Annotated in this window: 15 protein-coding genes; 2 read left to right on the forward strand and 13 right to left on the reverse strand. The window is 63.2% G+C overall.

Translation table 11 applies throughout. The features are described 5' to 3' along the window. Both PCA_RS01045 and PCA_RS01050 read right to left on the reverse strand, forming a co-directional pair. On the reverse strand, window positions 1–3,113 hold a 3,113-nt coding region (locus PCA_RS01045), incomplete at its 3' end, for an ESPR-type extended signal peptide-containing protein (RefSeq protein WP_219918438.1). A gap of 359 nt (window positions 3,114–3,472) precedes the next feature. Beyond that, entirely contained in the window at window positions 3,473–4,249 is a 777-nt protein-coding gene (locus PCA_RS01050; RefSeq protein ID WP_181300265.1) for a response regulator transcription factor, read from the reverse strand. A gap of 40 nt (window positions 4,250–4,289) precedes the next feature. Between PCA_RS01050 and PCA_RS01055 the strand changes: the two genes are divergently transcribed. Beyond that, window positions 4,290–4,994: a response regulator transcription factor gene (locus PCA_RS01055; protein WP_181300266.1), complete on the forward strand. Its 705-nt coding sequence runs from the start codon at window positions 4,290–4,292 to the stop codon at window positions 4,992–4,994. Between the two features lie 71 nt (window positions 4,995–5,065). Here PCA_RS01055 and PCA_RS01060 read toward each other — a convergent pair whose 3' ends face one another. From PCA_RS01060 to PCA_RS01085, 6 genes are all read right to left on the reverse strand, one after another. Next, complete coding sequence (locus PCA_RS01060) at window positions 5,066–8,485, reverse strand: response regulator (RefSeq protein ID WP_181300267.1); 3,420 nt, start codon at window positions 8,483–8,485, stop codon at window positions 5,066–5,068. Window positions 8,486–8,627: 142 nt separating this feature from the next. Further along, window positions 8,628–8,957 (reverse strand): hypothetical protein, encoded by a 330-nt coding sequence (locus PCA_RS01065; RefSeq protein WP_181300268.1) that lies wholly within the window; start codon window positions 8,955–8,957, stop codon window positions 8,628–8,630. A gap of 38 nt (window positions 8,958–8,995) precedes the next feature. Continuing rightward, the gene (locus tag PCA_RS01070) at window positions 8,996–9,211 is read right to left on the reverse strand and encodes a hypothetical protein (protein WP_181300269.1); all 216 of its coding nucleotides are present in this window, start codon (window positions 9,209–9,211) and stop codon (window positions 8,996–8,998) included. A gap of 26 nt (window positions 9,212–9,237) precedes the next feature. Beyond that, window positions 9,238–15,027, reverse strand: a complete 5,790-nt coding sequence (locus PCA_RS01075; RefSeq protein ID WP_181300270.1) for an autotransporter-associated beta strand repeat-containing protein — start codon at window positions 15,025–15,027, stop codon at window positions 9,238–9,240. A 265-nt stretch (window positions 15,028–15,292) separates the two neighbouring features. Next, window positions 15,293–15,601 (reverse strand): hypothetical protein, encoded by a 309-nt coding sequence (locus PCA_RS01080; protein WP_181300271.1) that lies wholly within the window; start codon window positions 15,599–15,601, stop codon window positions 15,293–15,295. A 604-nt stretch (window positions 15,602–16,205) separates the two neighbouring features. After that, window positions 16,206–16,637, reverse strand: a complete 432-nt coding sequence (locus tag PCA_RS01085) for a carbonic anhydrase (RefSeq protein WP_255436584.1) — start codon at window positions 16,635–16,637, stop codon at window positions 16,206–16,208. Between the two features lie 1,174 nt (window positions 16,638–17,811). On the opposite strand from PCA_RS01085, the gene PCA_RS01090 reads away from it, so the two are divergent. Further along, window positions 17,812–21,474, forward strand: a complete 3,663-nt coding sequence (locus PCA_RS01090) for a hypothetical protein (RefSeq protein ID WP_181300272.1) — start codon at window positions 17,812–17,814, stop codon at window positions 21,472–21,474. A gap of 34 nt (window positions 21,475–21,508) precedes the next feature. Here PCA_RS01090 and PCA_RS01095 read toward each other — a convergent pair whose 3' ends face one another. The 5 genes from PCA_RS01095 to PCA_RS01110 all read right to left on the reverse strand — a co-directional run. Next, window positions 21,509–21,967, reverse strand: coding sequence for a hypothetical protein (locus tag PCA_RS01095; RefSeq protein ID WP_181300273.1), 459 nt, complete (start codon window positions 21,965–21,967; stop codon window positions 21,509–21,511). 66 nt (window positions 21,968–22,033) lie between these two features. Next, a complete protein-coding gene (locus PCA_RS01100) occupies window positions 22,034–23,746 on the reverse strand; it encodes a hypothetical protein (RefSeq protein ID WP_181300274.1) in 1,713 nt (570 codons plus the stop codon). Window positions 23,747–23,875: 129 nt separating this feature from the next. Then, complete coding sequence (locus tag PCA_RS17750) at window positions 23,876–24,157, reverse strand: hypothetical protein (RefSeq protein WP_343204386.1); 282 nt, start codon at window positions 24,155–24,157, stop codon at window positions 23,876–23,878. 647 nt (window positions 24,158–24,804) lie between these two features. Then, a complete protein-coding gene (locus PCA_RS01105) occupies window positions 24,805–25,125 on the reverse strand; it encodes a hypothetical protein (protein WP_181300275.1) in 321 nt (106 codons plus the stop codon). A 245-nt stretch (window positions 25,126–25,370) separates the two neighbouring features. Further along, a partial coding sequence (locus tag PCA_RS01110; RefSeq protein WP_219918439.1) for a hypothetical protein occupies window positions 25,371–25,985 on the reverse strand: 615 nt, incomplete at its 5' end.

Genomic DNA, 25,985 nt, shown 5'->3' on the forward strand with positions numbered 1-25,985 from the left:
ACGTCGTGCTGCGTGCCGCCTTGCACGGTGTAGGTCGGCGCGCCGAGCGTGCCGTCCGCATTCATGCTGGCGCCGCCGCCCAGCGCCACCGCGACGCTGTTCGCCGTACCCTTGAGCTGGCCCACGTTCGCCGCATCGGTGTCGGCCGTGCCTGCGCCGATGCTGGTCAGCGTGCGGGCGTTGCCGTCCTTGTCGGCGAAGTCCACCGACGTGCCGTCCGTGCCCTTGCCCACCGTGAGGCCGGCGCCCGCCGCCGCCTGTTGCACCAGACCCACCGTGCCGGTGTTCATCTGGTTGGTCAGGCTGGTGACGCTGCCTTCGACCGTGGTGACACGGCCATCGAGGTTGGTGACGTCGCCCTCGACCGTGGTGACACGGCCATCGAGGTTGGTGATGCTGGTGGTGTTGGTGCTCACCTGCTGGTTGGTCGCGTACAGCTGCGAGCCGTTCACCGCCTCGGTGCTGGTGGCGCTCAGCTCGCCGGAGGCCACGTTGCGCAGCGCCACCGGCGCGGAGGCTGTGGCGCCGCCCAGCGTCACGCTGGCGTGCGTGGTGTCGTCGTACGCGAGCGCATCCGCCATCGCGCCCTGCAGGCTGCCGACCGTGCCCTGCAAGCTGGTCACGTCGCCCTGCGCGGCGGTCAGGCCGCCATCGAGTGCGCCCAGCGCCGTGCCCACGTCGTGCTGCGTGCCGCCTTGCACGGTGTAGGTCGGCGCGCCGAGCGTGCCGTCCGCATTCATGCTGGCGCCGCCGCCCAGCGCCACCGCGACGCTGTTCGCCGTGCCCTTGAGCTGGCCCACGTTCACCGCATCGGTATCGGCCGTGCCTGCGCCGATGCTGGTCAGCGTGCGGGCGTTGCCGTCCTTGTCGGCAAAGTCCACCGACGTGCCGTCCGTGTCCTTGCCCACCGTGAGGCCGGCGCCCGCCGCCGCCTGCTGCACCAGGCCCACCGTACCGGTGTTCATCTGGTTGGTCAGGCTGGTGACGCTGCCTTCGACCGTGGTGACACGGCCGTCGAGGTTGGTGACGTCGCCCTCGACCGTGGTGACGCGGCCATCGAGGTTGGTAACGTCGCCCTCGACCGTGGTGACACGGCCATCCAGGTTCGTGATGCTGGTGGTGTTGGTGCTCACCTGCTGGTTGGTCGCGTACAGCTGCGAGCCGTTCACCGCCTCGGTGCTGGTGGCGCTCAGCTCGCCGGAGGCCACGTTGCGCAGCGCCACCGGCGCGGAGGCTGTGGCGCCGCCCAGCGTCACGCTGGCGTGCGTGGTGTCGTCGTACGCGAGCGCATCCGCCATCGCGCCCTGCAGGCTGCCGACCGTGCCCTGCAAGCTGGTCACGTCGCCCTGCGCGGCGGTCAGGCCGCCATCGAGTGCGCCCAGCGCCGTGCCCACGTCGTGCTGCGTGCCGCCTTGCACGGTGTAGGTCGGCGCGCCGAGCGTGCCGTCCGCATTCATGCTGGCGCCGCCGCCCAGCGCCACCGCGACGCTGTTCGCCGTGCCCTTGAGCTGGCCCACGTTCACCGCATCGGTATCGGCCGTGCCTGCGCCGATGCTGGTCAGCGTGCGGGCGTTGCCGTCCTTGTCGGCAAAGTCCACCGACGTGCCGTCCGTGTCCTTGCCCACCGTGAGGCCGGCGCCCGCCGCCGCCTGCTGCACCAGGCCCACCGTACCGGTGTTCATCTGGTTGGTCAGGCTGGTGACGCTGCCTTCGACCGTGGTGACGCGGCCATCGAGGTTGGTGACATCGCCTTCGACCGTGGTGACGCGGCCATCGAGGTTGGTAACGTCGCCCTCGACCGTGGTGACACGGCCATCGAGGTTGGTGATGCTGGTGGTGTTGGTGCTCACCTGCTGGTTGGTCGCGTACAGCTGCGAGCCGTTCACCGCCTCGGTGCTGGTGGCGCTCAGCTCGCCGGAGGCCACGTTGCGCAGCGCCACCGGCGCGGAGGCTGTGGCGCCGCCCAGCGTCACGCTGGCGTGCGTGGTGTCGTCGTACGCGAGCGCATCCGCCATCGCGCCCTGCAGGCTGCCGACCGTGCCCTGCAAGCTGGTCACGTCGCCCTGCGCGGCGGTCAGCCCGCCATCGAGCGCGTCCAGCGCCGTGCCCACGTCGTGCTGCGTGCCGCCCTGCACGTTGTAGGTCGGCGCGCTGAACAAGGGGAGATCCCCGGTGACGGTCGCGCCGCCGCCCAGCGCGGTGGCGACGTTCGCCGCCATGGCATTGGTCGTGCTCTTGAGCTGCCACAGGGCAACCGCATCGTAGTCGTCCGTGCCGCCCTTGATGTGGGACAGCGTGCGGTAGCTGCCGTCCTTGTCGGCGAAGTCCACCGACGCGCCATCGATGTCCTTGCCCACCGTCAGGCTGGCGCCCGGCGCCGCCTGTTGCACCAGGCCCACCGAACCGGTGTTCATCTGGTTGGTCAGGCTGGTGACGTCGCCCTCGACCGTGGTGACGCGGCTGCCCAGGCTGGTGATGTTGCCGCTGTTGACGGTCGCCTGCTGCGCCACGGTGGTGACGCGGCCATCCAGGTTGGTGATGCTGGTGGCGTGGGCGCTCACCTGCTGGTTGGTCGCGTGCAGCTGCGAACCGTTCACCGCATCGGTGCTGGTCGCGCCCAGGTCGCCGGATGCAACGCCGAAGATCTTGTTCGCGCTGCCGGTCATGCCCGCGCCGCTGAACAGGCTGAGCCCGCCATGGATATAGGCGGCCGGGCCGCTGCCGACGCCATTGCCGTAGATTTCCAGACCGCCGCCGACGAAAAGGCCGTTCTGGTTGGAAATGAGGTTCAGGAACGGATCCTGGCTGGTCGCCGTGGCCGTGCCCGTGCCGAGGGATTGCGTGCAGGCGCCGTTCGAATACATGCCCGGCGCCGTCGCCTGGTCGGTAAGCGACGTACAGGTGCCGTCCTTCGCGTCATTGAACAGCGCGACGACATTGTTGTCCGCAAAGGCGGAGGGCGCCGCGGCCATGCCCAGGCCGAGCACTGCCGCGCAGCTCGCCAGCCGGCCGGCTACGCGGCCCTTGGCCTTGCGCCTGGATTTCGCCAATTCGGACGCTACCACCCACTTGCCTGTGGCCACGTTCCAGATGATTCGATAGATGGTGTTCATGACAATTTCTCCTGACGATTTCATCGAACGGGTTGCTGCCCGTGCATTTCCTGGCACAGGAGGTCCGCGCACGAACGGTTCATGCGTCTGGACTTAAAGGGAGCGGCCATCCCGGCCGAGGCTTACGTCGCTTCGGGGCAATCGCGTGGCCCCGCGCTTGTCGTCCCCGACTACCGCCGGGATACAACACAAGGGTATGGATCGAGGCCGCGCAGTCCTATCGGACATGGCCTAAAAGCGGCTCACATCGCACGCGCTGAAACGGCGAGAGCCGCCACTTCAAGGGGGCAAAGCCGCAGGCTTGGCGGCTCAAGAAAGACTATGCGGTGCTCGCTGCGACCAGCGCGTTGCGCGCTTGCCTACGGCTGGTCCTGATCCGCGTGCACGGCCCGCGAAGCCTCGGTGGCCCGAACCAGGCCGGAGTCGATCGCGTAGCGGAAAATGTCGGCGTCGGTCTTCAGGCCGAGCTTCTTCATCGCGGCGAGTTTCTGCGCGCTGATGGTCTTGCGGCTCCGTCCGACGCGCAGCCCGATCTCGACGATGGACAAGCCCTCGGCAAGCATGCGCACGACTTCGCCTTCGCGCTTGCTGAGCCCGCCGTGGCCGCCCGACGCCTCCGGCGCGTCGTCCTGGGCGACCAGTTCGGCCACGCGCGGCGAAAGATAGACGGCATGATCGTAGGCGCTGCGCACGGCATCGCCGATGTGGCTGAAATCGTCGGCCTTGCTGACCAGCGCCACGACGCCCACGTCCAGGGTGCTGCGCAGGAGTTGCGGGCTCTCGATGCCCGTCACCACCGCCAGCCTGACCTGGGGAAATCGCCGCCGCAGGAGTTGCAGCATCGCGATGCCGTCGCCATGCTCGCCGCCGGGCATGGAGAAGTCCGTGAGCACGACGTCGACGACCTCGCGGCACAACACGTCCACCAGTTCGGACGACTCCCTGACCGCCCCCGCGACCACGACGTCGGGGAGCGCCGAAACGGCTTGCTCCATGCCCACCAGCGAGGCGGGATGATCGTCGGCAATGACAACGCGGATGCTCACGGCATGTCCTGGTGGATGGCCGATCGGGAATGACCGAAACCCTCGCCCGATCAAGCGATTGTTACAATTATAATGGGCTTGGGCAGGCAAGGACGGCCTGCGGTCTCGGCGACTGCCAGCGAGAGGATCCGTGGAGAATCAACGCATCAGAGTGGCGATTGCCGACGATCATCCGGTGCTGCGGATCGGCATCGAGAGCGCGCTGTCCGAGGTTCCCGCCATCGACATCGTCGGGACGTGCAGCAGCTCGACGGACCTCGTCGCGTTGCTGGACGCGAACGGCTGCGACGTGCTGGTGACCGACTTCGCCATGCCCGGCGGCGAGCATGGCGACGGCCTGCAGCTGCTGGATTTCCTCGGGCAGCGGTATCCGGAACTTGCCATCGTCGTCATCACCGGCATCGACCGTCCGGCCATCGTGCAGGCCATCCTGTCGCACGGCATCGAGGCCATCGTGAGCAAGGCGGACGACATGTCGCACCTGCGCATGGCGATCCAGGCCGCATGGGTGCGGCGCGGCTATTTGTCGCCCGCGGTGGCGTCGCTGCTTCCGAACGGAAAATCGTCCGGCTCCGTCCAGGCGCTTTCCGCCAGGGAGCGCGAAGTGCTGTCGCTCTTCATCGGCGGCACAGCGATCAAGGACATCGCGAAACAGTTGCAGCGGTCCAAGCAGACCGTCAGCACGCAGAAGATACGCGGCATGGCCAAGCTCGGCATCGAGAAGGATGCCGACCTCTTCAAGCATGCGCTCGATCTCGGCCTCGTTCCCGCTCCGGCAGGCAACGAGCCGCCGCCGGCGGACAACCCGGCTTCCGGGAAGCGCGGCGCGCCGTAAAGCCGCTGCAGGAAGGCGGCGGCGTCGCATGTGCCTCCCGGCTTCCGTCCGCCAGCGGAAGCCGCATCGATTCAGGCGGGCTGCCCGTAACGCTCCACGACACGCTCAAGCTCCGCGATCAGCGCGGAAACCCTGTGGAGCCATGCTTCCCTGGGCTCATCCTCCAGCTCGGCTTCGGCAGCGGCGCAGTGCATGGCCGTATCGGTCTCCCGCATCATCAGCAGGACGCCCTTGAAGGAGTGGATCAGCTCCGCCAGCGCCGCTTCGTCGCCGGCTGCGACCGCACGCCGCATGTCCGCCAGGTCGATGTGCGCCTGCTTCACGAAGGCGACCCGCACGGCCTCCGAGGGGCGCGGCGACGGCGCGGCGGTTTCCGCGCGATTCGCGGCTTGGTTGGCGGCGTGGGACTGGCGTGGCATGAGGAATTTCGCGAGTACGGAATGGAGTCGGTCCAGCAGGATAGGCTTCAGCAGCACATCGGACATGCCCACTTCCCTGCAGCGTTCCCGCTCGCTGACCAGGGCCGAGGCGGTCAGGCCGATGATGGGGACCCGGGCATCCAGTTGCCGCAGGCGCTCGGCGAACTCGTAGCCATTCATTTCCGGCATGTGCAGATCCGTGAACACGACGTCGTAGGCGTTCCGGCGCCAGAGCTCCAGGGCGGCCTTTCCGCCGCTCGCTTCGCCGATGTCCAGGCCGAACACCTCGAGTTGCTGGCGTATGAGTTCGCGGTTCGCGGGATGGTCGTCAACCAGCAGAATCCGGCCCCGGTACTGCCGGCTCGCGCGATCGTCGGCGGCGGCGCCCGATGCCTCGCGCCCGGGCTGCAACGCGGCCAGCCAGGCTTCGCTCGCATAGCAGGACACGCGGGTCCACGATTTTTCCGCCTGCGGGGCCAGCGGGCCGTCCATCGTGGCGACGACGATCCGCCGCCCGTTCGCTCCCGGTTCCGGCACCGGGACGGACTGCCCGGCGAAATCGCCGACGACGAAAACCGCCGCGTCGCCGGGCAGCACGGCGTCCGCAAGCCCGGCCCATTGCCGGACCGGATGCACGCTGGCGCCGCAGGAAGCGAGGAAGCCGCCCACTTCCTCGCGCCATTCCTCCGAATCCGACAGCAAGGCCACAGTCATGCCCTGCAGGCTGGCGCCGGCTTCGTCGCGAGACGGCGAAGGCGCGATCTCCGGCAGGTGCAACGCAAAGCGGCTACCCATGCCCGGCGTGCTCTCGACGCTCATCGAGCCGCCAAGGAGCAAGGCCAGCTCCTGGCACAGCGCCAGCCCCAGCCCGGTGCCGCCGAAGCGGCGGGATATGCTGCTGTCGGCCTGCGCGAACGGCTCGAAGAGCCGGGCCTGCTGCTCCCCGCTGAGCCCGATGCCAGTGTCGACGACGGAAAAGCACAGCCCGCCCTTCCCCCCGGGACCGGACCCGTCGGGATCGACCCGCAAGACGATGTGGCCGGACTCGGTGAACTTGACCGCGTTGCTGAGCAGGTTGTGCAGGATCTGCTGCAACCGGTTCGCATCCGACACGTAACGGCTCGCCAGCGCCGGGTGAATCCGGTAGTACAGGGGGAGACCCTTCTGCTGCGCTTCCGGCGCGAACAGCAGGGCGGCGCGCTCCACGAGATGCCTGAGCGAAAACGGCGCCATCACCGTGTCGAGCTGCCGCGCCTCGATCTTCGAGAAATCCAGCACGTCGCTGACGATCGCCAGCAGGGCGTCCGCCGAGCGCCCGATGCGTTGCAGCCTGAGGCGCTGCTCCTCGCTCAGCGTGGATCGCGACAACAGCTCCAGGTGGCCGAGCACTCCGTACAGCGGCGTGCGTATTTCATGGCTGATGCTTGCGACGAAGGACGACTTGGCGTGACTCGCTTCCTCGGCCGCCTGCCGCGCCCGCTCCGCCTCTCGCCGCGCGCTGCGAAGTTTCTCTTCGAACTCGTGCTGCGCGGTGACATCGCGCAACACGCACAGCCACGCCGGCCTCTCCCGGTAGCGCACCTGGCTTGCAATGACCTGGAGCCGGCGCGTCTCATCCACCTGCCAGTCGAGGATCGCCGGCGGTGCCGGCATGTCGTCGGCGTCGGCGTCGGGAATCCGGGCGAGCCGGCTCGACAGGAAATCGAAGAGGGCCGATTTGCGCGGCGCGGACGTGCCCGCCATGGATGCCGCCCACTGGTTTTCGACCAGCACGTTCCCGTTCGCCGAATCGATCACGCACAGGCCGACCGGGGAGGTCTCGATGATCGAGCGGTTCAACGCTTCGCTTTCGTAGACCAGCGACGCTTCCGCCAGCGCCGGCGCCAGCACCTTCCTCTCCAGCAACAGCAGCAGGATCCAGATGCCGGCCACGGCGATGCTTGCCGGCAGGACCAGCCGCAAGCCGCGCGCGACCATGCTCGCCCGCAGCTCCTCGCGCGTCACCGGATAGACCAGGGTCCAGTCCGTGCCGGGGACGCCTCCCAGTATCAGCGAGCCCTCCCGGTGGCTTTCGCGCACGCTGTTTTCCAGGGGGTGTTCCCACAGCTTTTTTGCGAGGATCGACGCCGTCTCCGCCTGGTCGAGCGCCGCGGGATGGTCGCCGCTTTCCAGCACGGTCTCGCCCTCGCGCGTCAGCACGAGAAAGCTGCCGCGGGTCTTCTCGCGGATGCGGGATTCGATGTCGACCAGGGGCTCGAAGTACACGCGCCGCAGGTACTCGTTGCGGCCGTCCAGCAGCGGCAGGCTCGTGTAGAGCGAAGGCTCGGAAGTGACGGGATTGCGCGCAAGCGCAAAGTAGACCTGGCGCCCGTACAAGCTGCGCGCGAACGCCTTCGATCGCAGTTCCCGGTCGATCCGGACCAGCCGGTCGATCACCTGGTCCGGCGTCGCCTCGTCCAATGCCGCCGCAAGCGGGGCCTCGCTCTTGAGACCCGCGACCAGGGCCAGCGCATGGCCAGGGTCGTACTCGTAGGCGATGCCGCCGCCGGAGGAGTAGCGGGAAAACAGCGACGTCGACCGCGCCAGCATGGAGTATTCCCGCGCCAGGCCGATGTAGCGGGCGACGCGATCGTCCGGCATACCCAGGTTTTCCCGCCCGACCACGAGCCAGGGCATGGTGCCGTCGCCGCCGGGCCAGATGCCGAGCACGTTGCGGTTGGCATGGAACGCCTCCATGCGTGTCCGCCCATCGGCCTCCAGACGCCCCGACTGCAGCGTCCACATGGCGTCGTTGATGCTGGCGTAGCCGATGGCGCCTTCGAGGCGCTGGTCCAGCACGTCGCCGATCGCCTGCTGGGTGCTGCGGAAGATGTCGCCGTGCCTCGCGTAGGTATTCTTCGCCGAGGAAACGAGATCGAGCGCCGCGATGCTCAAGATCACCGCGGTCAGCACGACGCCGCCGCTCAAAAGCAGCCGGCGCTGGTTGCGGCGCAGCGTCCTGATGCCGGCCCGCGGCCGGCCAGGTCGCAGGAAGCTGGCGAGACGATGCCATCCCGCGAGTGGCTTGCTCATGGCCGCGCCCCTTCGAACCGGCGAGCCGCGACATGCATGCGGCTGGAACACTGCCTCGCCAGACCATCGTCCTTTGCACGGATCCTGCCGCCCAGCCGGCCCGGTTCCTTTCCCGGCTGCCCACGACTGCATCGCCGCGCTGTCACGGCATGGCCGCGGGCTGATGCGCGGTGTGGAATGTCGGAGACGGCCATGCGGCGACCTGTCGGCAATCGGAGGTGTGTATGCGGGCCATTATTCCAGCGAGCACGCGCCGCTGCCCCGCAGTCTGACTCACTTTTGGCACGACGGCGCACCCGCGCGGCAAGCCGACCGCAGCCACACTCGACCGGAGCATCGCCCAGTCCGCGGCATCGGGCACGCAAGGGGCGAGCAGGAAGTTCCGGGGCTGCACGATCCGGTTTTCCGACCAGCCGATCGGCACGACACGCACCGGCGTTTCCGTCGGGTCGCAGCTGTCGAAGGCCCGCATGGCCGACCGTCCTGTCACCGTGCTGACGGCGTACGCCCTCACCGCTTCCACGCAGCGCGTGAAATGGCGGCCGAGGCAGTCGCGCCCTTCCCGTTGCAGCCGGTCGACCCGTGCGGCTCGAAGGCATGCCAGGCGTGGAGAGGCGGGCCGCGCCACGCCTCCCACGCACGCACGACGAGCACCGTGGCCAGCACCACCACGATGAGGACGGGCAACCGCTTCGAGGTCTGGAGCATCGAGGCGGGACGTTTCACTGGGTTGCTTCGTCGAAACCGCGGACCTACCAGACATGCTTCACGGTCAGGGAAGCCTCCTGGCGACGGTAGTTCCCGTTGTCGCGCTTATGGCTGAACTTGGCCGCCATGAACCAGTTCCTGGCGAATGCTCCCTGAAGGCCGATGTCGACCTCGTACACCTGCTTTTTCCTGTCTTCGCGCAACAGCGTTTCGTCGAAGACGACGCTGGCGGGAGAGTCGAACCAGACGTTGAAGTCGGCAAACGGCGTGAGGCCGGCGGTTCCCACTTCGCGGAAGGCGTGCAGGCCGATGCGTCCGGAGCCGTGCGATCCGCCCTTGAAGCGGATCTGCGTTTCCGCGGCATCCATCAGGTGCTGGCTGTCCTGCCAGCTGTAGATCCCCTGCACTTGCGGCTGCAGGCGATACTGGCCGCCGAGGTGCAGCGTATAGCCCAGTTCGAGCGAGCCCTGCGCCAGTTTGGAGTTGTAGTTGACGCGCGGGAAATCCGTGGCGGAGACGCGGTTGTTGAACCACCCGTACTGCAGCCATGCATCCGTGTACCAGCCGGTTGCCCGGGTAGCATCGGCGAACCAGGAGCCATAGGCGCCCACGGCGTAGCCTTTGACGGTGGCCTGGGCAAGCGCGGGATTTCCCTGGGCGATGTTGTTGAAGGTGCTGCGACCGTATCCGGCCATCAGTCCGATGCGCGCGGTTCCGCGGGTGGCCGTGCTGGTGAAGACGTCGCCGCCGGCCTGCATCAGGATGTCGTTGCCGCTGCTTCTCACCAGCCCTTCGGCGGCGGTGCCGCGCGTGCTGGTGTTGAGCACCCGCATCCAGACCGAGCGATCGGACGCCGAATGGTCGTCGGGTTCGGCCTGACGCTCGTGCAGCGTATGCACGAACATGTTCCGGGCTGCATCGCTGGCGTCCAGATAACTGCCGATTTCCGGACGGACGATCGGGTCGGGCTCCGGATCGGGCCCGGGACCAGGGCCCGGATTGAGTTCCTCGCTGCGCAGGTACCAGTTGCCGTTCGCGGACGCCTGTCCGCCCTGGAACAGCAGGTATTCGTAGGCGCCGGCCACGACGCGGTGCCCCAGCACGAAAGCTCCCGGCGCGGAGGCGTTGGCGTTGGCGACATTGACCAGGAGGATGCCGTCGCCCACCGTCTGCATGCCACTGCCGCCGACGGCATGCACATCCACGCGTGTCGCACCGCCGGCAAGCTCGACGCTTTCCGCGTTCAACCTGTCCGCCTGCGTGTTGGCGCCGCCTTCGTTGAGCACGACGTCCATGCTCAGTATTCCGCCGTTCGAGACATAGGCGCCCGCTGCCGCGGAGTAGGCCCGGCGATTGAGGGCGGTGGCATCGCCGGAAATCCATAGGATGTCCCCGGCCACGTTGTTCTGCAGCGTGACCAGTCCGCTGTTGATCAGTCGCCCGCTGATCTGGAACTCGGCATCCGGTTCCGTCGCGAAGGCGGGCAAGGCGTTGCCGACGCCCAGCGTGCCGCGGTTGTCGACGTTGCCGGCGACACCGCCGTAGCCGCCGAAGGATGCACCGCTCTCCACCACGACGCCGCCGTTGCCAAGCAGCACGGCACCCGTGTGGCTGCTGTCGCCGACCGCCAGGGTGCCAGCCTTCACGTCGGTCAGGCCCTGGTACGAAGCGATGCCGTTGAGCACCAGCACGCCGCTGCCAAGCTTGGTCAAGCCTCCCGCTCCATCGATATTGCCGCCGAGCTTGTTGCGGTTGGCCATCGTGTCGATCCACGCATCGGCATCGAAGACCATGTACCGCTGGCTGTCGAACGAGGACCGCAGCTCCAGGCCGCCGCCGTTGAAATGCAGCGTGGACGAGGGATCGCCGATGGCGCCGTCGGCCGCGATGCTGAGCGTGCCGGCATCGATCGATGTGTCGCCGGCATAGCTGCTCGTGCCGTTCAGCAGCAGCCTGCCGGTGCCTGCCTGGACGAGGCCGCCGGTGCCGCTGACCGCCCCGGCATAGGTCACGTCGTCGGACCGGTTGAAGACCAGCGTGCCGTTGTTGAGCACGTCGCCCTGCAGCGAACCGGACGAGCCTCCATTGCCCAGGCGGAGGGTGCCGTCGTCGATCCGCGTTCCGCCGGCATAGGTCTGGTTGGCGGTCCAGGTCAGCGTATTGGCGCCGAGCTTGGCGACGCTGCCGGTACCGCTGATGGTGCCGGCGTAGACCAGGTCGTCGCTGCGGTCGAACACCAGCGCGCCGTTGTCGAGGATGTTGCCGACCACGCTGCCGCTGGTGCCGCCATCGCCCAGCTGCAGGGTGCCGGCGGCGATCGTGGTGCCGCCGGTATAGGTGTGGTCCGCGGTCAGCACCACGGTGCCGGCGCCCAGCTGTTGCAGGCTGCCGCTGCCGCTGACGATGCCGTCGAACGTGATCGCGTCGGCGCGGTCGAAGGCCAGCACGCCTGCGTTCCGCACATTGCCCTGGATGCTGCCGCTGCTGCCGCCATTGCCGATCTGCAGCGTGCCTGCCGCGATGTTCGTGCCGCCCGAGTAGGTGTTCTCGCCGGTCAGTATCAAGGTGCCGGCACCCTGCTTGGTCAAGGCTCCCGGCCCATCGATCTCCGACGCCACCGTGGCGTCGAAACCGTTCGTGTCGAAATTTCCTCCCAGCGAACCCAGGGTGACCAGACGGCTGGCCGCCAGATCGAAACTGCCGCCCCAGCGCAGGGTGCCCTCATTGAAGAACATGCCGTTGCTGCCGGCGCCGAACGCGTTGTCGGCTTGCGCTTCCAGCACGCCGCCAAACAGACCGACCATGCCGGTGAAGCTGTTGGCTCCGTTCAACGCCAGCGTGCCCGCGCCGATCTTGACCAGGTTCCCGGCGCCGGCGACCGTTCCATTCCAGGTCAGCGTGGTCGCGGCGGCTGTGTCCAGTATCGCCGTGCCGCCCAGTTGCAGGCTTCGGTCGCTGGCAAAGGAGGCGGTCGTGCGCAAGGTCGCTGTCTTCATCGACACGCTGCCGCCGGCGGCGCCCAGCGCCGTGTCGGCACCGATCTGCAATACGCCGGCGTTGATCGCCGTGCCGCCGCTGTAGGTGTTGGCGACTTCCAGCACCAAGGTGCCGCGGCCGGTCTTGGTCAGCGTGGCCGGGCCGCTGCCATCGACGATCTGCGCAGCCACGGTCGCGGTGGCGCCGCTGTCCACGCGCAGGCCGAAGTTGGGTGCGGCCAGCACGCGGCCGCCGCCGCCGACCACGCTGTAGCCGTCGGTGATGAACTGCATGCCGGTCGCGTGCACGTCCTCGACCACCGAGACGGTGCCCGCGGCGCCCTGGAACACCGCGAAGCCCTGGCCCCACGCCGCATTGACCGAACCATCGGCGGTGGTCCAGTTCGTGTTGGCGTTGTTCCACACGCCGGTGCCGCCGTCGATGACGCCGTTGCCGACGGTTTGCGAACCATCCCAGAACTGCAGGCCGAAGCCGCCGGCGACCACGATCAGGTTGACCTGGTTGGCGATGCTGGTCTGCACCTGCAGCGAGGTGGGAAGGATCCCCGCCGGCAGCAGGCCGAAGTTGAGTCCGTTGTCGGTCAGCGTGCCGCCGTAGTTGAACAGCCGATACACGCCGGTGGAAAACCCGCCCGCATCGGTAATGTTGAGATCGCCGGCCAGGGTCAGGTTGCCGCCCACGTCCACGCGATCGTTGGCCGACAGCGGATTGCCGAGCTCGTAGTCGAGCTGGCTGGTGCTGTTCAGCAGCAGGTCGCCGCCGATGGTCAGGGTGCCCACGCCATCGCCCGGCGCCAGGTGCCCATCGTTGGCTATCGCCACATTCGCATTGATCTGGCCGCTGCCCTGGAGCGTGGCGCCGGCGGCGACCTGCACATCACTGGCGATGCTGCCGTTCACGCCCAGCGTGCCTGCGCTCACCGTGGTATTTCCGGTGTAGGTGCTGTTGCCGCTCAGGGTCAGCGTGTTGGTGCCGAGTTTGCTGACGCTGCCGCTGCCGCTGATCGTGTCGGCGTAGACGAGGTCGTCGCTGCGCTTGAACGCCAGCACGCCATTGTCGACGATGTTGCCGACCACGCTGCCGCTGGTACCGCCATTGCCCAGTTGCAAGGTGCCGGCCGTAATCGTGGTGCCGCCGGTGTACGTGTGGTCCGCGATCAGCACCAGGGTGCCGCTGCCTCGTTGCTCCAGGCTGCCGCTGCCGCTGACGATGCCGTCGTACGTGATGGCGTCGGCGCGGTCGAAGGCCAGCACGCCCGAATTCTGCACATCGCCCAGGATGCTGCCGGTGCTGCCCCCGTTGCCGATCTGCAGCGTGCCCGCCGCGATGCTCGTGCCGCCGGTGTGGATGCTGTCGCCGGTCAGCACCAGGGTGCCGGTTCCGTCCTGGACCAGTTCGCCTTCGCCCGATATCCGGCCGCCATAGGTGAACACGTCGCTGCGGTTGAAGATCAGCGTGCCGTTGGCGACGGCATCGCCGACGATCTGGCCGGTGGTGCCGCCATTGCCCACCTGCAGAACCGAGCCGGAGGACACGTAGGTGATGCCGGTGTAGGTGTTCTGCCCCGCAAGCGTGATCTTGCCGGCACCGCCCTGGCCGACCCGGCCGGTTCCGCTGATCACGCCGCCATAGACCAGGTCGCCGGGGCGGAGGAACACCAATCCGCCATTGTCGACGACGTTGCCGGCCACGCTGCCGTCTGTGATCCCGTTGCCGAGATGCAGGACGCCAAGCGGATTGCTGATCGTGGTGGTTCCGGTGAAGGGACTGTCCGCCGTGAGATAGAGCTTGCCGGCGGTGGCATGTTCCAGTTCGCCGTTGCCGCTGATCACCCCGCCGAACGTGATGGCATCGCTGCGGGCGAAGACCAGCCGGCCATCCACTTCGACGTCGCCGGTCAGGCGGCCCCGGGTGCCGCCGTTGCCGATGCTCAGGGTGCCGGACCGGATCCGCGTGCCACCGGCGATCTCGTTGTTGCCCAGCAGGGTCAGCGTGGCAGGGCCACTCTTGACCAGCGCGATGCTGCCGCCTTCGGCGCCGCCGAAGGCGCCGGCGAAGCTCGTGTCGGCCGTGCTGTTGAACTCGATCGAGGCGCCGGGCACCGTGCCCAGGATCTGCGTGTTCGCCACGCCGACGAGATTGCCGGCGACGTTGGTGCCGGCATGCGCGACATGCACGATCGCATTGTCGCCATCGAGATTCAGCGCCGCTGCCGGATTGTTCCATGCGGCATCGAGCTGGAGGATGGAATTGGCGTTGAGCGTGATCGCGTAGAGCGAATCGATTCCATCGGCGACGGCGTTGCGAAGGATCGACGCGTTCAGGGTAGCCTGCCCGGTTCCCAGCGCATTGATCCCGGCTGCTTCCAGCACGCCCATTTTCGTGCCGAACGACCCGCTCGTCGTGGTGACGATCCAGTTTCCGGTAAACGGATTGTCCTGGCTCTCGATACTGATCATCCGCCGCTTCAGCCCGGTTACGCCCTGGGCATTGACCGATACGTTGATATCCGCGCCGCCCCGCAAGGCCGCCGTCGGAGCCAGGATCAGGCTGTCGTCGAAGGCCAGTGCGCTGGTGACCGCGACTGCCCAGTTGACCGTGCCGGAATCCGCAACGCGTACGTCGCTGACCAAGGTCCGGTTGATGTTGCCCGCCGCGGCGACAAGGGTGAACGTTGAGCCGTTGTCGAAACTCAGCCCCGGAATGGTCAGGGTTTCGTAGGCGTTGTAGGCCGGACTGGTGCTCTGCAGGACCAGTTCCCCGCCATTGCCGACGAAGAGCGAGTCGCCGTCGAACACGGTGTCGAATGTGCCATCCCGCTGGATGGGTGGCGCCATCACCTGGAATCCGGCGCCGATGATGTAATTCTTTCCAGGGCCGGGCAATTGGCCGTCGCTCCAGGTCGTGGTCGTGTCCCAACGGCCATTATTTACGGCGGTAACGCTTTGCGCGAAGACGGCGCGCGTGGGGACGACGCACAGGCTGACTCCCCCCGCCATGATCCCGAGGTAGAGGCGGGAACGGCGGAACCATGGGGCCGAAAGTTTGCGGGGACGGCAGTGAGAGCGTTGCATGAAGCGACTCCTTGCTGTGTTGTCATGGTCATGGGTGAACTCCGGCGGCCATGGCGCTGGCCTGCCTCCGGTGCGAGCACCGGAAAAACAAACGTGTTGCCTGAAAGGACGTCTGTATCCGTCGTCGTCGGTTCCATCGGACCAGTCCGTGGACGACGTGAGGTGTGAAGCAGCGCTTGATCGCATCGGATGCCGGCGCCGCGTCCAGCGCGGACACGCGCACGACGACCACCGTGGCCAGCACCGCCACGACCAGGATGGACAACCGTTCCAATGCCGGAAGCGTCATGTCATTCGGTGCCCGGGACAGCGTGCGAGGCAGCTTGACCTGGGCCACGCGCTTCCAGTCACGCGCAAGGGCCCAGCCGTTCTTGGCATCCCCTTTCGGGGTCAGAGCCTTCCACAACCTCCTCCCACGGCCGCGGCATCTTGCTTCGACGCGCACCGGCAGCAGGACCGTTTCCACTCGCGGGGCATTGCGCGACCCGGCAACCAGCGGCGATCGACGACATCCCCGTTCGTATGAGCGTTGAATAGCACCGCCATAGCCCCATCACCTTGACTCGCGTCATGTGCCCAGGGACGACACCTGGTCGCATGTGGACACGAGCAACGATGCGGAAACCATCACGCAGGAACACGGCAACCCCGCGGACTTTTCGCCGTGGGGGAATTCGGCCAATGCCCGTCGCATGGTGCCGCCATGTCTGCCCCGACAAGACAGATCGCAACCCGCACGCCGCACCGCTCCCCATCGCCCTGTCGCCTCTGCCGGCAGCACCGACTGGATGCGAACTTCATGGCGCGAGACAGATGCCCGGTGGACAAGCGAGCCGCGCAGAGCGCCCGGAAAGGACGCTGCGCCGAACTCGGCACCTGACAGGCCACAGCGCCATCCCTTGCCCCGTGGCCTGTCAGGTGCCGAGTTGCCGAGCGCGCCTCTACGCGAAGAAATCAGCCTTGCCGTTGTTGAGGTGGTACATGGCGCCGACCATCGTGACCTTGCCGTCCTTCTCCAGACCCGCCAGCACCTCGCTGCGACGACGCAGTTCGTCGATGGTGTGCCTGACATTGGTGGCAGCCACGGCGTCGACGAACGCATCGTTCCTGCCGCTGCGCTCGCTGCTGAACCCGGTGGCCGAGACCGAAGGCTTGATCTTGTCGAGCAGCGCGGTGAGGTTGCCCACCTGGTCCGGCGTCATCGCGTCGCGTTTCGCCCGGATCAATGCTGCCGCAGACGCGGGTTCCGGCATGATCCAGGCGATGCTGCCAAGGGCACCGGCGGCCGCCAGTCCTTGGGTCGACTTGAGAAGAGTACGACGGCCCCGATCTGCCGCCCCTGCCTCACGACACATGCTTCGGTTCGCGTCCATGGCCGGTCGCCCGCAAGAAATTACGCTGCATGTGGCGCCTGCCGGGGTTAAACCATCGTAAAACCGGAAGCTGAAAATGATTCTTTTGCGCAGATTTATCCAAAACCCACGATTGGCCATTCAAAAATGCGATACGCATCACATGAAATGCACATATGGCCGAAATGGTTTACTCATGAACTTTTTATAAAATAGATTAATCCAATCACGCTTTTCCAATAGGCAGTGTTGATCAGCCAAAAGGGGGAAAGGCGGGATTTTTGGTAAGCACCGGACAAAGAGGTAATTCAAACCATGGAAAACATATCCACGTCAGGTATCTACGAGCTTCACGGGTAGCCCCGGACAAGTGCCTGCGCATGGTTCAAGCAGGCGCCAACCATCGCGCTGCCGATAAAGCCTGGCGTAATGAGTTCATATCCTTCATGTGCGCCAAAACAGGATTAATGCGATTTGATCGGCATCGAAATATCCCGGTCCAACCGGATAGCGCGAGGCCACAGCGGCGTGATCATGTACGTATTATCGTGAGCGGCGCTCAAAAGGAATTACATTTACCTCCAGGCAGAGCCCATCCAGCCAATCCGCCCATGACTGCATCACCTTCCGACGCTCGGTCAGGTGCACTGTACGGTAATAGGTGCGGCCATGCGCGATGGCGGCAGTTTTAACGAGCAGCGACCGAAGAAGGTGCTGGGCGGGTTGACACCTGCCGCCTACGCGAAGCTGTTAAAGTAACTCTGGACTCTAAACCGACCCGCTACTCAAAGCGGGGGACGTCGCGTCTCATCCCTAATCGCAGAAGCCGCGAAGGCTATACATTAGGAGAGCGTGCGAGCTATGCGTGCCGCGGGGCGTGGGGTGGTACTGTACCAGCGGCTTATTGTCCACAAGCAGGCTGGTGACAGCTTCTTTAGGCGGTCAACTGCCGGCTTCAGACACCTTCTATCTCAGGGCCTCCAGACATAGGACGAAAGGCCACTGAGCGAAAGTATCGCTCACGCCAAAGTCGCCGCGTGGCGCCAACCAAATACTGGACAGACGGGGAATTATGGGAAGGAACTCCCGAGATAAGCGGAAGCGGAAGCTTAAGGAGAAGCGGGCAAAGACTCGCGCATACGCTGCGTCACGACACAAGAACGCTGATACGTCGTTCGTCCAGGTCATCCATAAAATGCAGGAGGTCCTTGCCCGCTATCGGGCCGAGGACGTTATCTTGGCTGGAACCGTCTCGGAACTCTGGCTTCCGAACATCAGCAGCCAGGTAAAGCACCAACTGCTCCTAAGGGTCGCCGTTTCGATGCCACTCACTTCGTATCGAGGCGAAAAGCCTATAGATACGTACGAGAGCTTCCAGGCATTTCTCTGGGACGTCTATGCGGCCCTGCCAAGCTTCCCAACCCTCGAGGACTACATTCCTGAGGCGGATTGGGGCGAGGTGTCCTTTGACGTAAGGGATGCATTCATCCCCATCATGTATGGCGGTAGTGTTGAGCGCATCACTGATTTCGTTACGGCCTTTCGCCTTGCCCAAGCTGGAAATGTTCCCGCCACCCAGGACATGAACGTCGCTCTATGGGTCCAGAGCTATCTGATTACTCATGTCGGGAGCCAGTCACATCTTCGGCAACTAGACATCGAAACTGGGCATCTTGAGGTTCCGCCACGAGACTTTTGGGATGACTGCCGAGATGCGCTCGTTTCGGTGGGTATAGCAACCGTGCAAACGCTAGGCCCGTTCAGCGAAGCCCTCACCATCGACCTAGGGTCACTACGAATTCCGGAATCGAGCACCGCGTTCGGCAACAGCATCTTCGATGGGACATCCCTTCCGGCACTAATGGTCCGGGTGAACGATACAGTGCTCCCACTCTCGCCACGTAGCGGTCCCAGCGTTGTGCTAGAAAGGTGGGCTACTCGGTTAGTCGGCAGTAGAGATCAACGGCTGCACCGGATGGCATACGCCCTCGGCAAATTCCTAGCCGATAGATTTCGTCCGGGCGAAGTCATAGCCGGCCCTCTCATACCAGGCACTCCTGAGGGGCCGTTGCCTTACGTTCTATCCGCTGCCCTCGTCTCCGGCGATAAGCTCTTTCTCGTGGTGCCGGGAGATATCCTGAATCCGTCCAGTATCAGGCGCATGTGCAGAGACGTGCGGGCGCTAGTGTCGTCCAAGAGTCAATGGGCTCTTAAGCTCGCTAGACAGGATACTGGCCTGCAAGTGTTGCGCCGAGACGGGGAACCGTTCTCTTCTGACGATGTGACGTTCATCGTTGTGCCAACGGACGTTACAGCTCAACCGCGCATGCTTCCTGATATTGGAGAGCGAGAACACCTGACGCCGCCGTCAGATTTCGTAACCCTGTTCGACACGCTGGGTGGCGTAGACGAGCTCGCGGGGTTTCTCAGCTACGTGAACAAGAATCAAGCGCTGGTTTGGACTCCGTTTACTGGGCTCACCGATTTGTTCGGGAGCTTCCGTGACTCGCATGGACTCCTCGTCGACGGTGCGATCCAGCCCACCATGATTGGCCTTGATCCCCACTGGGGAAGCAACTGGCGCTTTAAACAGCTGACGAAGTTTTGGTCATCGGCTCCCCCGGACTTTCCCGACGGTAGGCTAACTTGGACCGTTGAGCCGGATAGTAGTAACCACCTCTACAGGATGTTGTCTAAAGGATGGCCTGCACTCTCCTGGTCGACAGTGATAGGAGCTTGTTGCGTCCACATGGTGTTTCCGTTTGTTCCGCGCATCATGGATGCGACCAATGGGCAGCTTCTGGAAAACTTTGTTCATTGCGCGGCAGATGCACTGGCGCAGCGTCGAGAAATTATTGCAGGACTACCGATATTCGGACGCCCACGGATCGTTTTCGTCTGCCGCCAAGAGCCAAGTACCGTTGTCGACGGGACCGCCAGGACGATTGCGGAGGGCTCTCTAGAGAAGCCGCTCATCAACAATTTGAAGGTGGTAAAGCAAGATGCCGCCAGCCGCATCACGTTGAGCATCGAAGTGAACCTATCGCGAGTCCAGAATGGCCTCCACAATGCCACGGATGCTTCATTTGAATCGGAGTGCGCAACCGAGCTCTTACGCTCCCTTGCTACAGCCAGTGGCGAAGAAGTCGCCGGTGAAGTAATGGACCAGTTGGCCAAAACATCGACAGGCAGGCCTCGCTTTGTCATGCAGACAATGGTGCGTGACGTTGATGTCCCCGATCACGCCGATCCGATACTCCCAGAACCGAGCGACTACAAATCCGCTCGGCGCGACTTGGCCGTAGTTTTTCACGACATTAAAGCAGAGCCCGGACGTCACGAACTTGCCGAAGCGAAAGTAATCATCGACCAGGCAAGGGATGCATACCGTACCGAGCTACACAAACGTATCGCTGCATGCGATTTGATGTCACTCCTTGTCTTTTGCGTCGAGCAACATGATGCACTAATAGCGGAGTACCAGCGTGCCACATCGCGCATTCAACTCAGCCTCGTTCACGAGGTGGATTACTCGCGAGCAAATGCCATTGCTGAAGCGCATGACCGCTTCACCAGAAATGCTCGCAACTACCGATACGTCATCGAAGCCGCGCTGAGCATGGCTTCCGTCGGCGAGGCCGCAGAAAAGACGGAGCTGACCGTCGATTTGCTTGCCACCGTCGACTGGCTCTTCGTCCTTTACGGTGCCAGCGACGTACTCCACAACGGCATACACCCAGGAGGAGTGGAGTTAGACCACCACTATGTACCCGAGGTGTTCTTCTCCGATGGTTTGACGGAAAAAGAACACGAATTCTCTCTTGAGCAGGCCAACCTCAAGCTTGGCATCGAACTTACAGCTGCGGACGAGATTCACGGCCTACAGCCTGGCCAAGGACTCGAAGCGATTGACCGGGCGTTTAGCACCGACCTAGGTTTCACACTTTCTAACCTGGCACAGGCGTTAGCGACGCTTTCGCGGTGGCCGTCAGCCACTGGATCGGGCGAGATCAAGCTGTCGTACCAAGCCTCCATCGACAAAATTGTCGAAGTGCTCCGAGATTCTGTTGAAGGCCTGGCAGCCGATGAGGCTCATCGTATCGTCAGGTTTGCAACTATTGATCCTTTGCACATCCGTGTACTTCTCGGCAAAGAGACTTCTGAGTCGGATGTTCCTGTTTGGGAGCACAACAAACGCGCTCAGCGACTCACAATTCGCCCGCTGATCCCGATGAGCTCCGGCAAGCTATTGTGGGGTGCAGCGAGCGTGGAGAGGGCTGGGCGCATTTGGGTCGGCTCAGTTTCAGACGGTTACCTTCCTGCCGACTTTCGCTGGCCAGCGGTCAAGGCCGAGGTGCGCAATATTAAAAAAGGAATCGAAAAAGGGCTGGAGAAGCGCGCTTACGAGATATGTGCACGCACAGCACCACACCTAGCTGAAGGCATCGACTTCATGCGCCGCTTCAAGAATGAAGGCTTTGACGACGTGGGTGACTTTGATGTCCTCGCTTATTGGCCGGACGCCAATCGCTGGATCGCGGTTGAGTGTAAATATAACCAGCCACCGTTCTGCCTGAAGGATGCGCGTAGGCTTCGTGATCGCATCTTTGGGGACGGACGAGATCACGGACAGTTCGACCAAATCGAACGCCGACACCGGTTTCTGGATGAACATCTAGAAAGGTTGCGACAGCTGCTTGGCTGGCCAGCACCGGCCTCGGATCGGCCTCCCTCGATCATGGACGTCTATGTTGGGCGCGAAATTTATTGGTGGATGCGCAATCCACCCTATAAGGTCGACTCGCACTTCGTCCGAATCGACACTCTCGATGGATGGCTCAAGACAGAAGGATCGTAGGTAACTGATAAGCCAGCCAAAAGCTGACAGTTCGTTACGCTATGCCAAGATGCTTCGTCACTACGTTGGCAAGTGTTCCGAAGATCTTTCCGCCCCACTTCTTCATTTGCCTCATCTCTTCGGACTCGACGTAGCCTTCAGCGAAATACAGTGTCGCACCGGTTTTGAACTCGAAATGTTCGGCAAGTCCTTCACGTTCACGTCGAAAAGCTTCAGATGGAAGGCCCGCACTCCGAAGTTCGATGTAACGCAAGACAGCCTGACTCGCAAACAGCGTCGCGGAAACTTCTGTCCTGCGTGTCGAGTCCCCCTGCCAATAGACCGCTAGCCAACCGTCGTCGTCTACCGGATCAATGTCAGGATCGATGACTGGCACCACAATTGTTCCATCAGTCAGCGACAACGCACACGTCTTTCCTTCGAACTGAACGTGCGTATAAAGCGGCAGCAGGCTCGCAATGAAGCGTACGATGGCTTGCGACTTCTCGCTCACGGAGCGACTCCTCAATAAGGGTAAATCTCAAGACTCTTTCGGATAGCGAGCTGACCCAGGAGTACCCTAGATCGACTTGCTGTGGGCAATCGCCAGCATCCCTAGCAACGACGTTCGTGCCTGCCGCTTCTCAACGGCTTCACCTACCAATTCCTTCGTGTATGCCACTGCTCCTGCGCCGGCACTGAGGACTGAAGTCACTACGGGCGCTGTAGCACCAACAGCGGTAGCCAATGCTGGCAAAAAGCTGACGCTGGCCGACGCGGCCACACCCAAGGCCGCCCCCGCTACAGCTTTCCATTTTGATGGCGCGTACCTGCGCTCAATATCCGCAATCGTCCTTTGTTGTAGCTGAATCATGGCCTCTAGGCCGTGCCTCACTTCTTTAGTAACACTAGATAGGTCAGCCGCCCCAGCGCCCGCCAGTTGCGTCGTGAATTTCTTCAGTTGCTCTCGAAGCTCTGCGTGCTCTCGGTTGCGACGAAGATCGACAAGACCCTCAAGTGGGATGTTGGCTAACCACCTGAGACTGTCGTCCTGGATGGCCCTCAGGACGTCGAACGATTCACGCGAGATCACCTGAGCATTGACAAGCTCCCGCGCTTCTGCGGACGCACATCGCTCGAAGTAGTGCCAATGCGCTTTCTGCGAGACCAACGGTTGCGCAGCCAATTCGTTTGCGTTTTCCAGAAGGTGGTACTGCGGCACTAGTCGCTCGACAATTCCGTTGAGGACGAGAGACCCGGCTGGTAGCTTTCTCATGAAATTGAGCGCACCTTCACTGCGAATGCCTTGCAGAGAAACTAGATAGCTATTGATCGCCTCTCGCGCGGTCAGCACTCGTTCTGGGTTGCCACCAGGTGGTACGAAGAGCCTGTCGCGCAGAACACCTTCGAGGAACTCATTTTCATGAGATCGGGCGAATTCTTGTAGCTCTTCGATAGATTGAAGTTTTGCGTTGCAGGATGGCCTGATCACCTTCATGGCCAACGAAGCAATACCTGCCTGAGTAATTGAGTCGTGCCGTTCGAGTCCCTGCTCGAAGCTCGGGAAGATCAAAACTGGCGGCTCGCTCAAGCGCGCTTCAATGAGAGGCCTGAGCGGCAAAATGTGAAAGAGCACCAAGGCCAGTTGCAGGTGCATTGCATTGAGATGCAGATCACCCGAGAAGAAGGGATAGACGGGATCAGGGATGAGCTGTGTATCGCAGTAGAGTCCAGCCACCCTTGTTGCCGATAGGGCCGAGGAGCCAAACGCACGCTGGCCACCCAAGACCACCTTGAGCCCACCGAGTTCTTGTGCTGCACGGAACATCGCGCCCGCGTTCTGGGTGTAGAACTCTTCAATTTCCTCGGCGGCGGAATTGACGTCCCTAGCCATCATGTCACTGCGCGTTCTGGCGCGCTCGATCATCCGCTGCTGAATCTCCTGTTCCGTTTCAACTAGGCCAGATGAGACTCCAGTCAGTCCAATGAATAGTTTCTCGAACAGCCGAAAGAGATCACATTGGGCATCATGCAAGCCCAAAGGCATCGGTGCTTCCTCCTCCCGTTGCTCTTGGCTCTGGAAACGTAGCAGTAGGGCGGCCGATCTTGCCCTCGCAAGATCGTCGCTCGTGAGGCTTGAGATATCCAGGAGCCCGGTGGCTCCTCGAGGGAGAGCTAGCAACCGTTTCGTCCAAGCCTGCTGCTCGTCTGGCACGCGCAGCCTCCCCGCTGTAAGGGCATCGATAACATCCGAAACCTTTTGCACAGAATCTAGTGCCTGATCATCATTCATCACCCCCCCCTAGAGCCTGCTTCACATGCCTCAGAGCGCCCGCCGTGGACCAACAGGGAACTGCCTACCTCTTTCTCAATGAATCGGGTCGTTCCACCAAGTCTTCCGCCCGGAGGTGCGTATAGCGTTTCAGCATTTACATGGACTTGTGGCCGCTGATAGCCGCGGCTCTTGGTCACTGAGCTCGCCTTCAACGAGCCTGCTTACTGCTTCATGGCGACGATCGTGAAACCGTAGGTCGCTTACCCCATTCTTGGCTTTTATGTTGAGCCATGTCCTATTGAAGTTGTAAGGCCTTCGCCTTCCGTCCCTTCCCAGCTCTCCAAAGAAGACCAAATCGGTGTCCTTGGGGCAGATAGAGTCTGCAACTGCGGCGGCTAGAGCTTTTGCAGCGTGCCGCGTAAGAGGCACTGTGCGGACGCTGTCGTTCTACGTCTTGCTCAGCAGCACAAGCCGCCGCTGTAGACGGAGCACCCCACCCTGTAGGCACCCGAAGTCAAGCAACGTCCGCGTCGTCAGACTCAGCATCGGGCAGAACCTCGGCGAACGCAGCAGATAGCTGCCGGACATCCACGTGGCGATCGCCGCATACGCTAGGCGGCACTCCTCGACAGTATCCGAGGCGGCTATTGCACACCGGGTACTCAAGATGTCGCTTGCTTGTGACCTAGGTGGACACTTTATGGTTAGCACTTAACCAAAACTTGGCCGAAGCGGCCAATTTATGAGTAAGTGCACAACATGTTCTTGAAACCATAGTTTGGCCACATCTGGAAAGCATAGTTTGGCCACACGGTAAAAGTTATTGATATTACAGACTTTGTCGTCGCCGACGCTTCCACCCCCCACCGTTGTCGGAGTTGGGCAGCGCGGCCGCCGGTCGTGGTCAGTTTCGCTGGCGCCCCCTGGTCGGTTGCTGTGGCGAAGGTGGGTAGGTGTGCGGCGTTTTGCAGAAGAACCCACACGGCAGATCAAATGACAGCTGACATCATGCCCTTGGATTGAAAAAGGCTCCGCGCGCGGAGCCTTTTTTGGTATTGCCAGGCACCCGATCAGGTCTACCTAACAGCTGACAACCCCCATTTTGAGTCTAGAAAGGCAGTAAGCGCACCGCGTGGATAAGGAGCTTTTCCCGGATACGATTCGAGCGCTGCCGTGACGATGTCACGGTTTTTGTTACTCACCGCCTTACCCCTAGTGTCGAGGTAATGATCGATGAAGTACTCGACTTCATAGCCTTCACTCATAGACACGTACTGGCGATCGAGCTTCCCGACATACTTCTTGTTGTCGTGCTTGGACCAATCACCCTTGGCGCGCTCAAGTTCCCTTTCCTTTTCTGTCATGACCGTTCTCCTCCTGGAGTATGTGGTCAGCATCAGCCCTCCGTGACTGTTGGCCACCGAGGGCGCCAAGTTCACAAACTTCCTCTCCCGAGGCTTGTGTGAACCAGATCACATCATAGCCATCGCCATCGCGTAGCACGAGATTTTCAACGCGCAGAGGCGATTAGTTTTCAGCGAGCGCCAACAATGTAGACGTTCTGGTTCGGCTTCGCTTGGGGGTTGTCTCGACTGTAAGTTTCCGCAGCCGATGGCTCCTAGCCGCTTGGATGTATCGCCACTTACGCTGACCCCATCGGCATCACAAGGCGCAGGTCGATGTTCATGGGGCTCTGGTGCAGATCGACTGAGCGGACATCTTCCCTGCACAGCCTGTCCGCATTACGTGCGGCCGCGCGCGCGCAGGCAAGCATGATTGCCTGTCGCAAATCACGCGAAGACGAACCTTCGTCGGCCAACTGTTGAGCCACGGCATCGTCGATGCTTCGACTGAATCCCTTGCCCCAGTTCGAAGTTTTCACCAGATGCAGGTAGATCGACTTTGCGATCGCCGCGCGCTGCGAAGTCGATGGCTCGGGAATCCGGAAAACCTGTGTCCGGCTTCGAATCGGCCACGGAACGTTTTCCAGTCGGTTAGCCGTAAGCACCCATGAAATGCGGCTGGCATCGATCGGCGTGTCCACATACTCGTCGCGAAACCTGGCTGCTGTGTGGGGTTCGAGTAAGCCATAGATGGGCCCCATCGGGTCATACTTTCCACCCGAGACCTTGTCGATCTCATCCAGAAGCATGATCGGATTCGCGTAGTCGCCATGAACAAGCAGATTGAAGATGCGGCCTGGCTTGCTCTCCGACCATGAAGACGTACCGCCTGCCAGCACGAAGCTGGCCGAGAC

Origin of the sequence: Rhodanobacter sp. PCA2 (assembly GCF_013620825.1) — a bacterium.
Lineage (GTDB): Bacteria > Pseudomonadota > Gammaproteobacteria > Xanthomonadales > Rhodanobacteraceae > Rhodanobacter_A.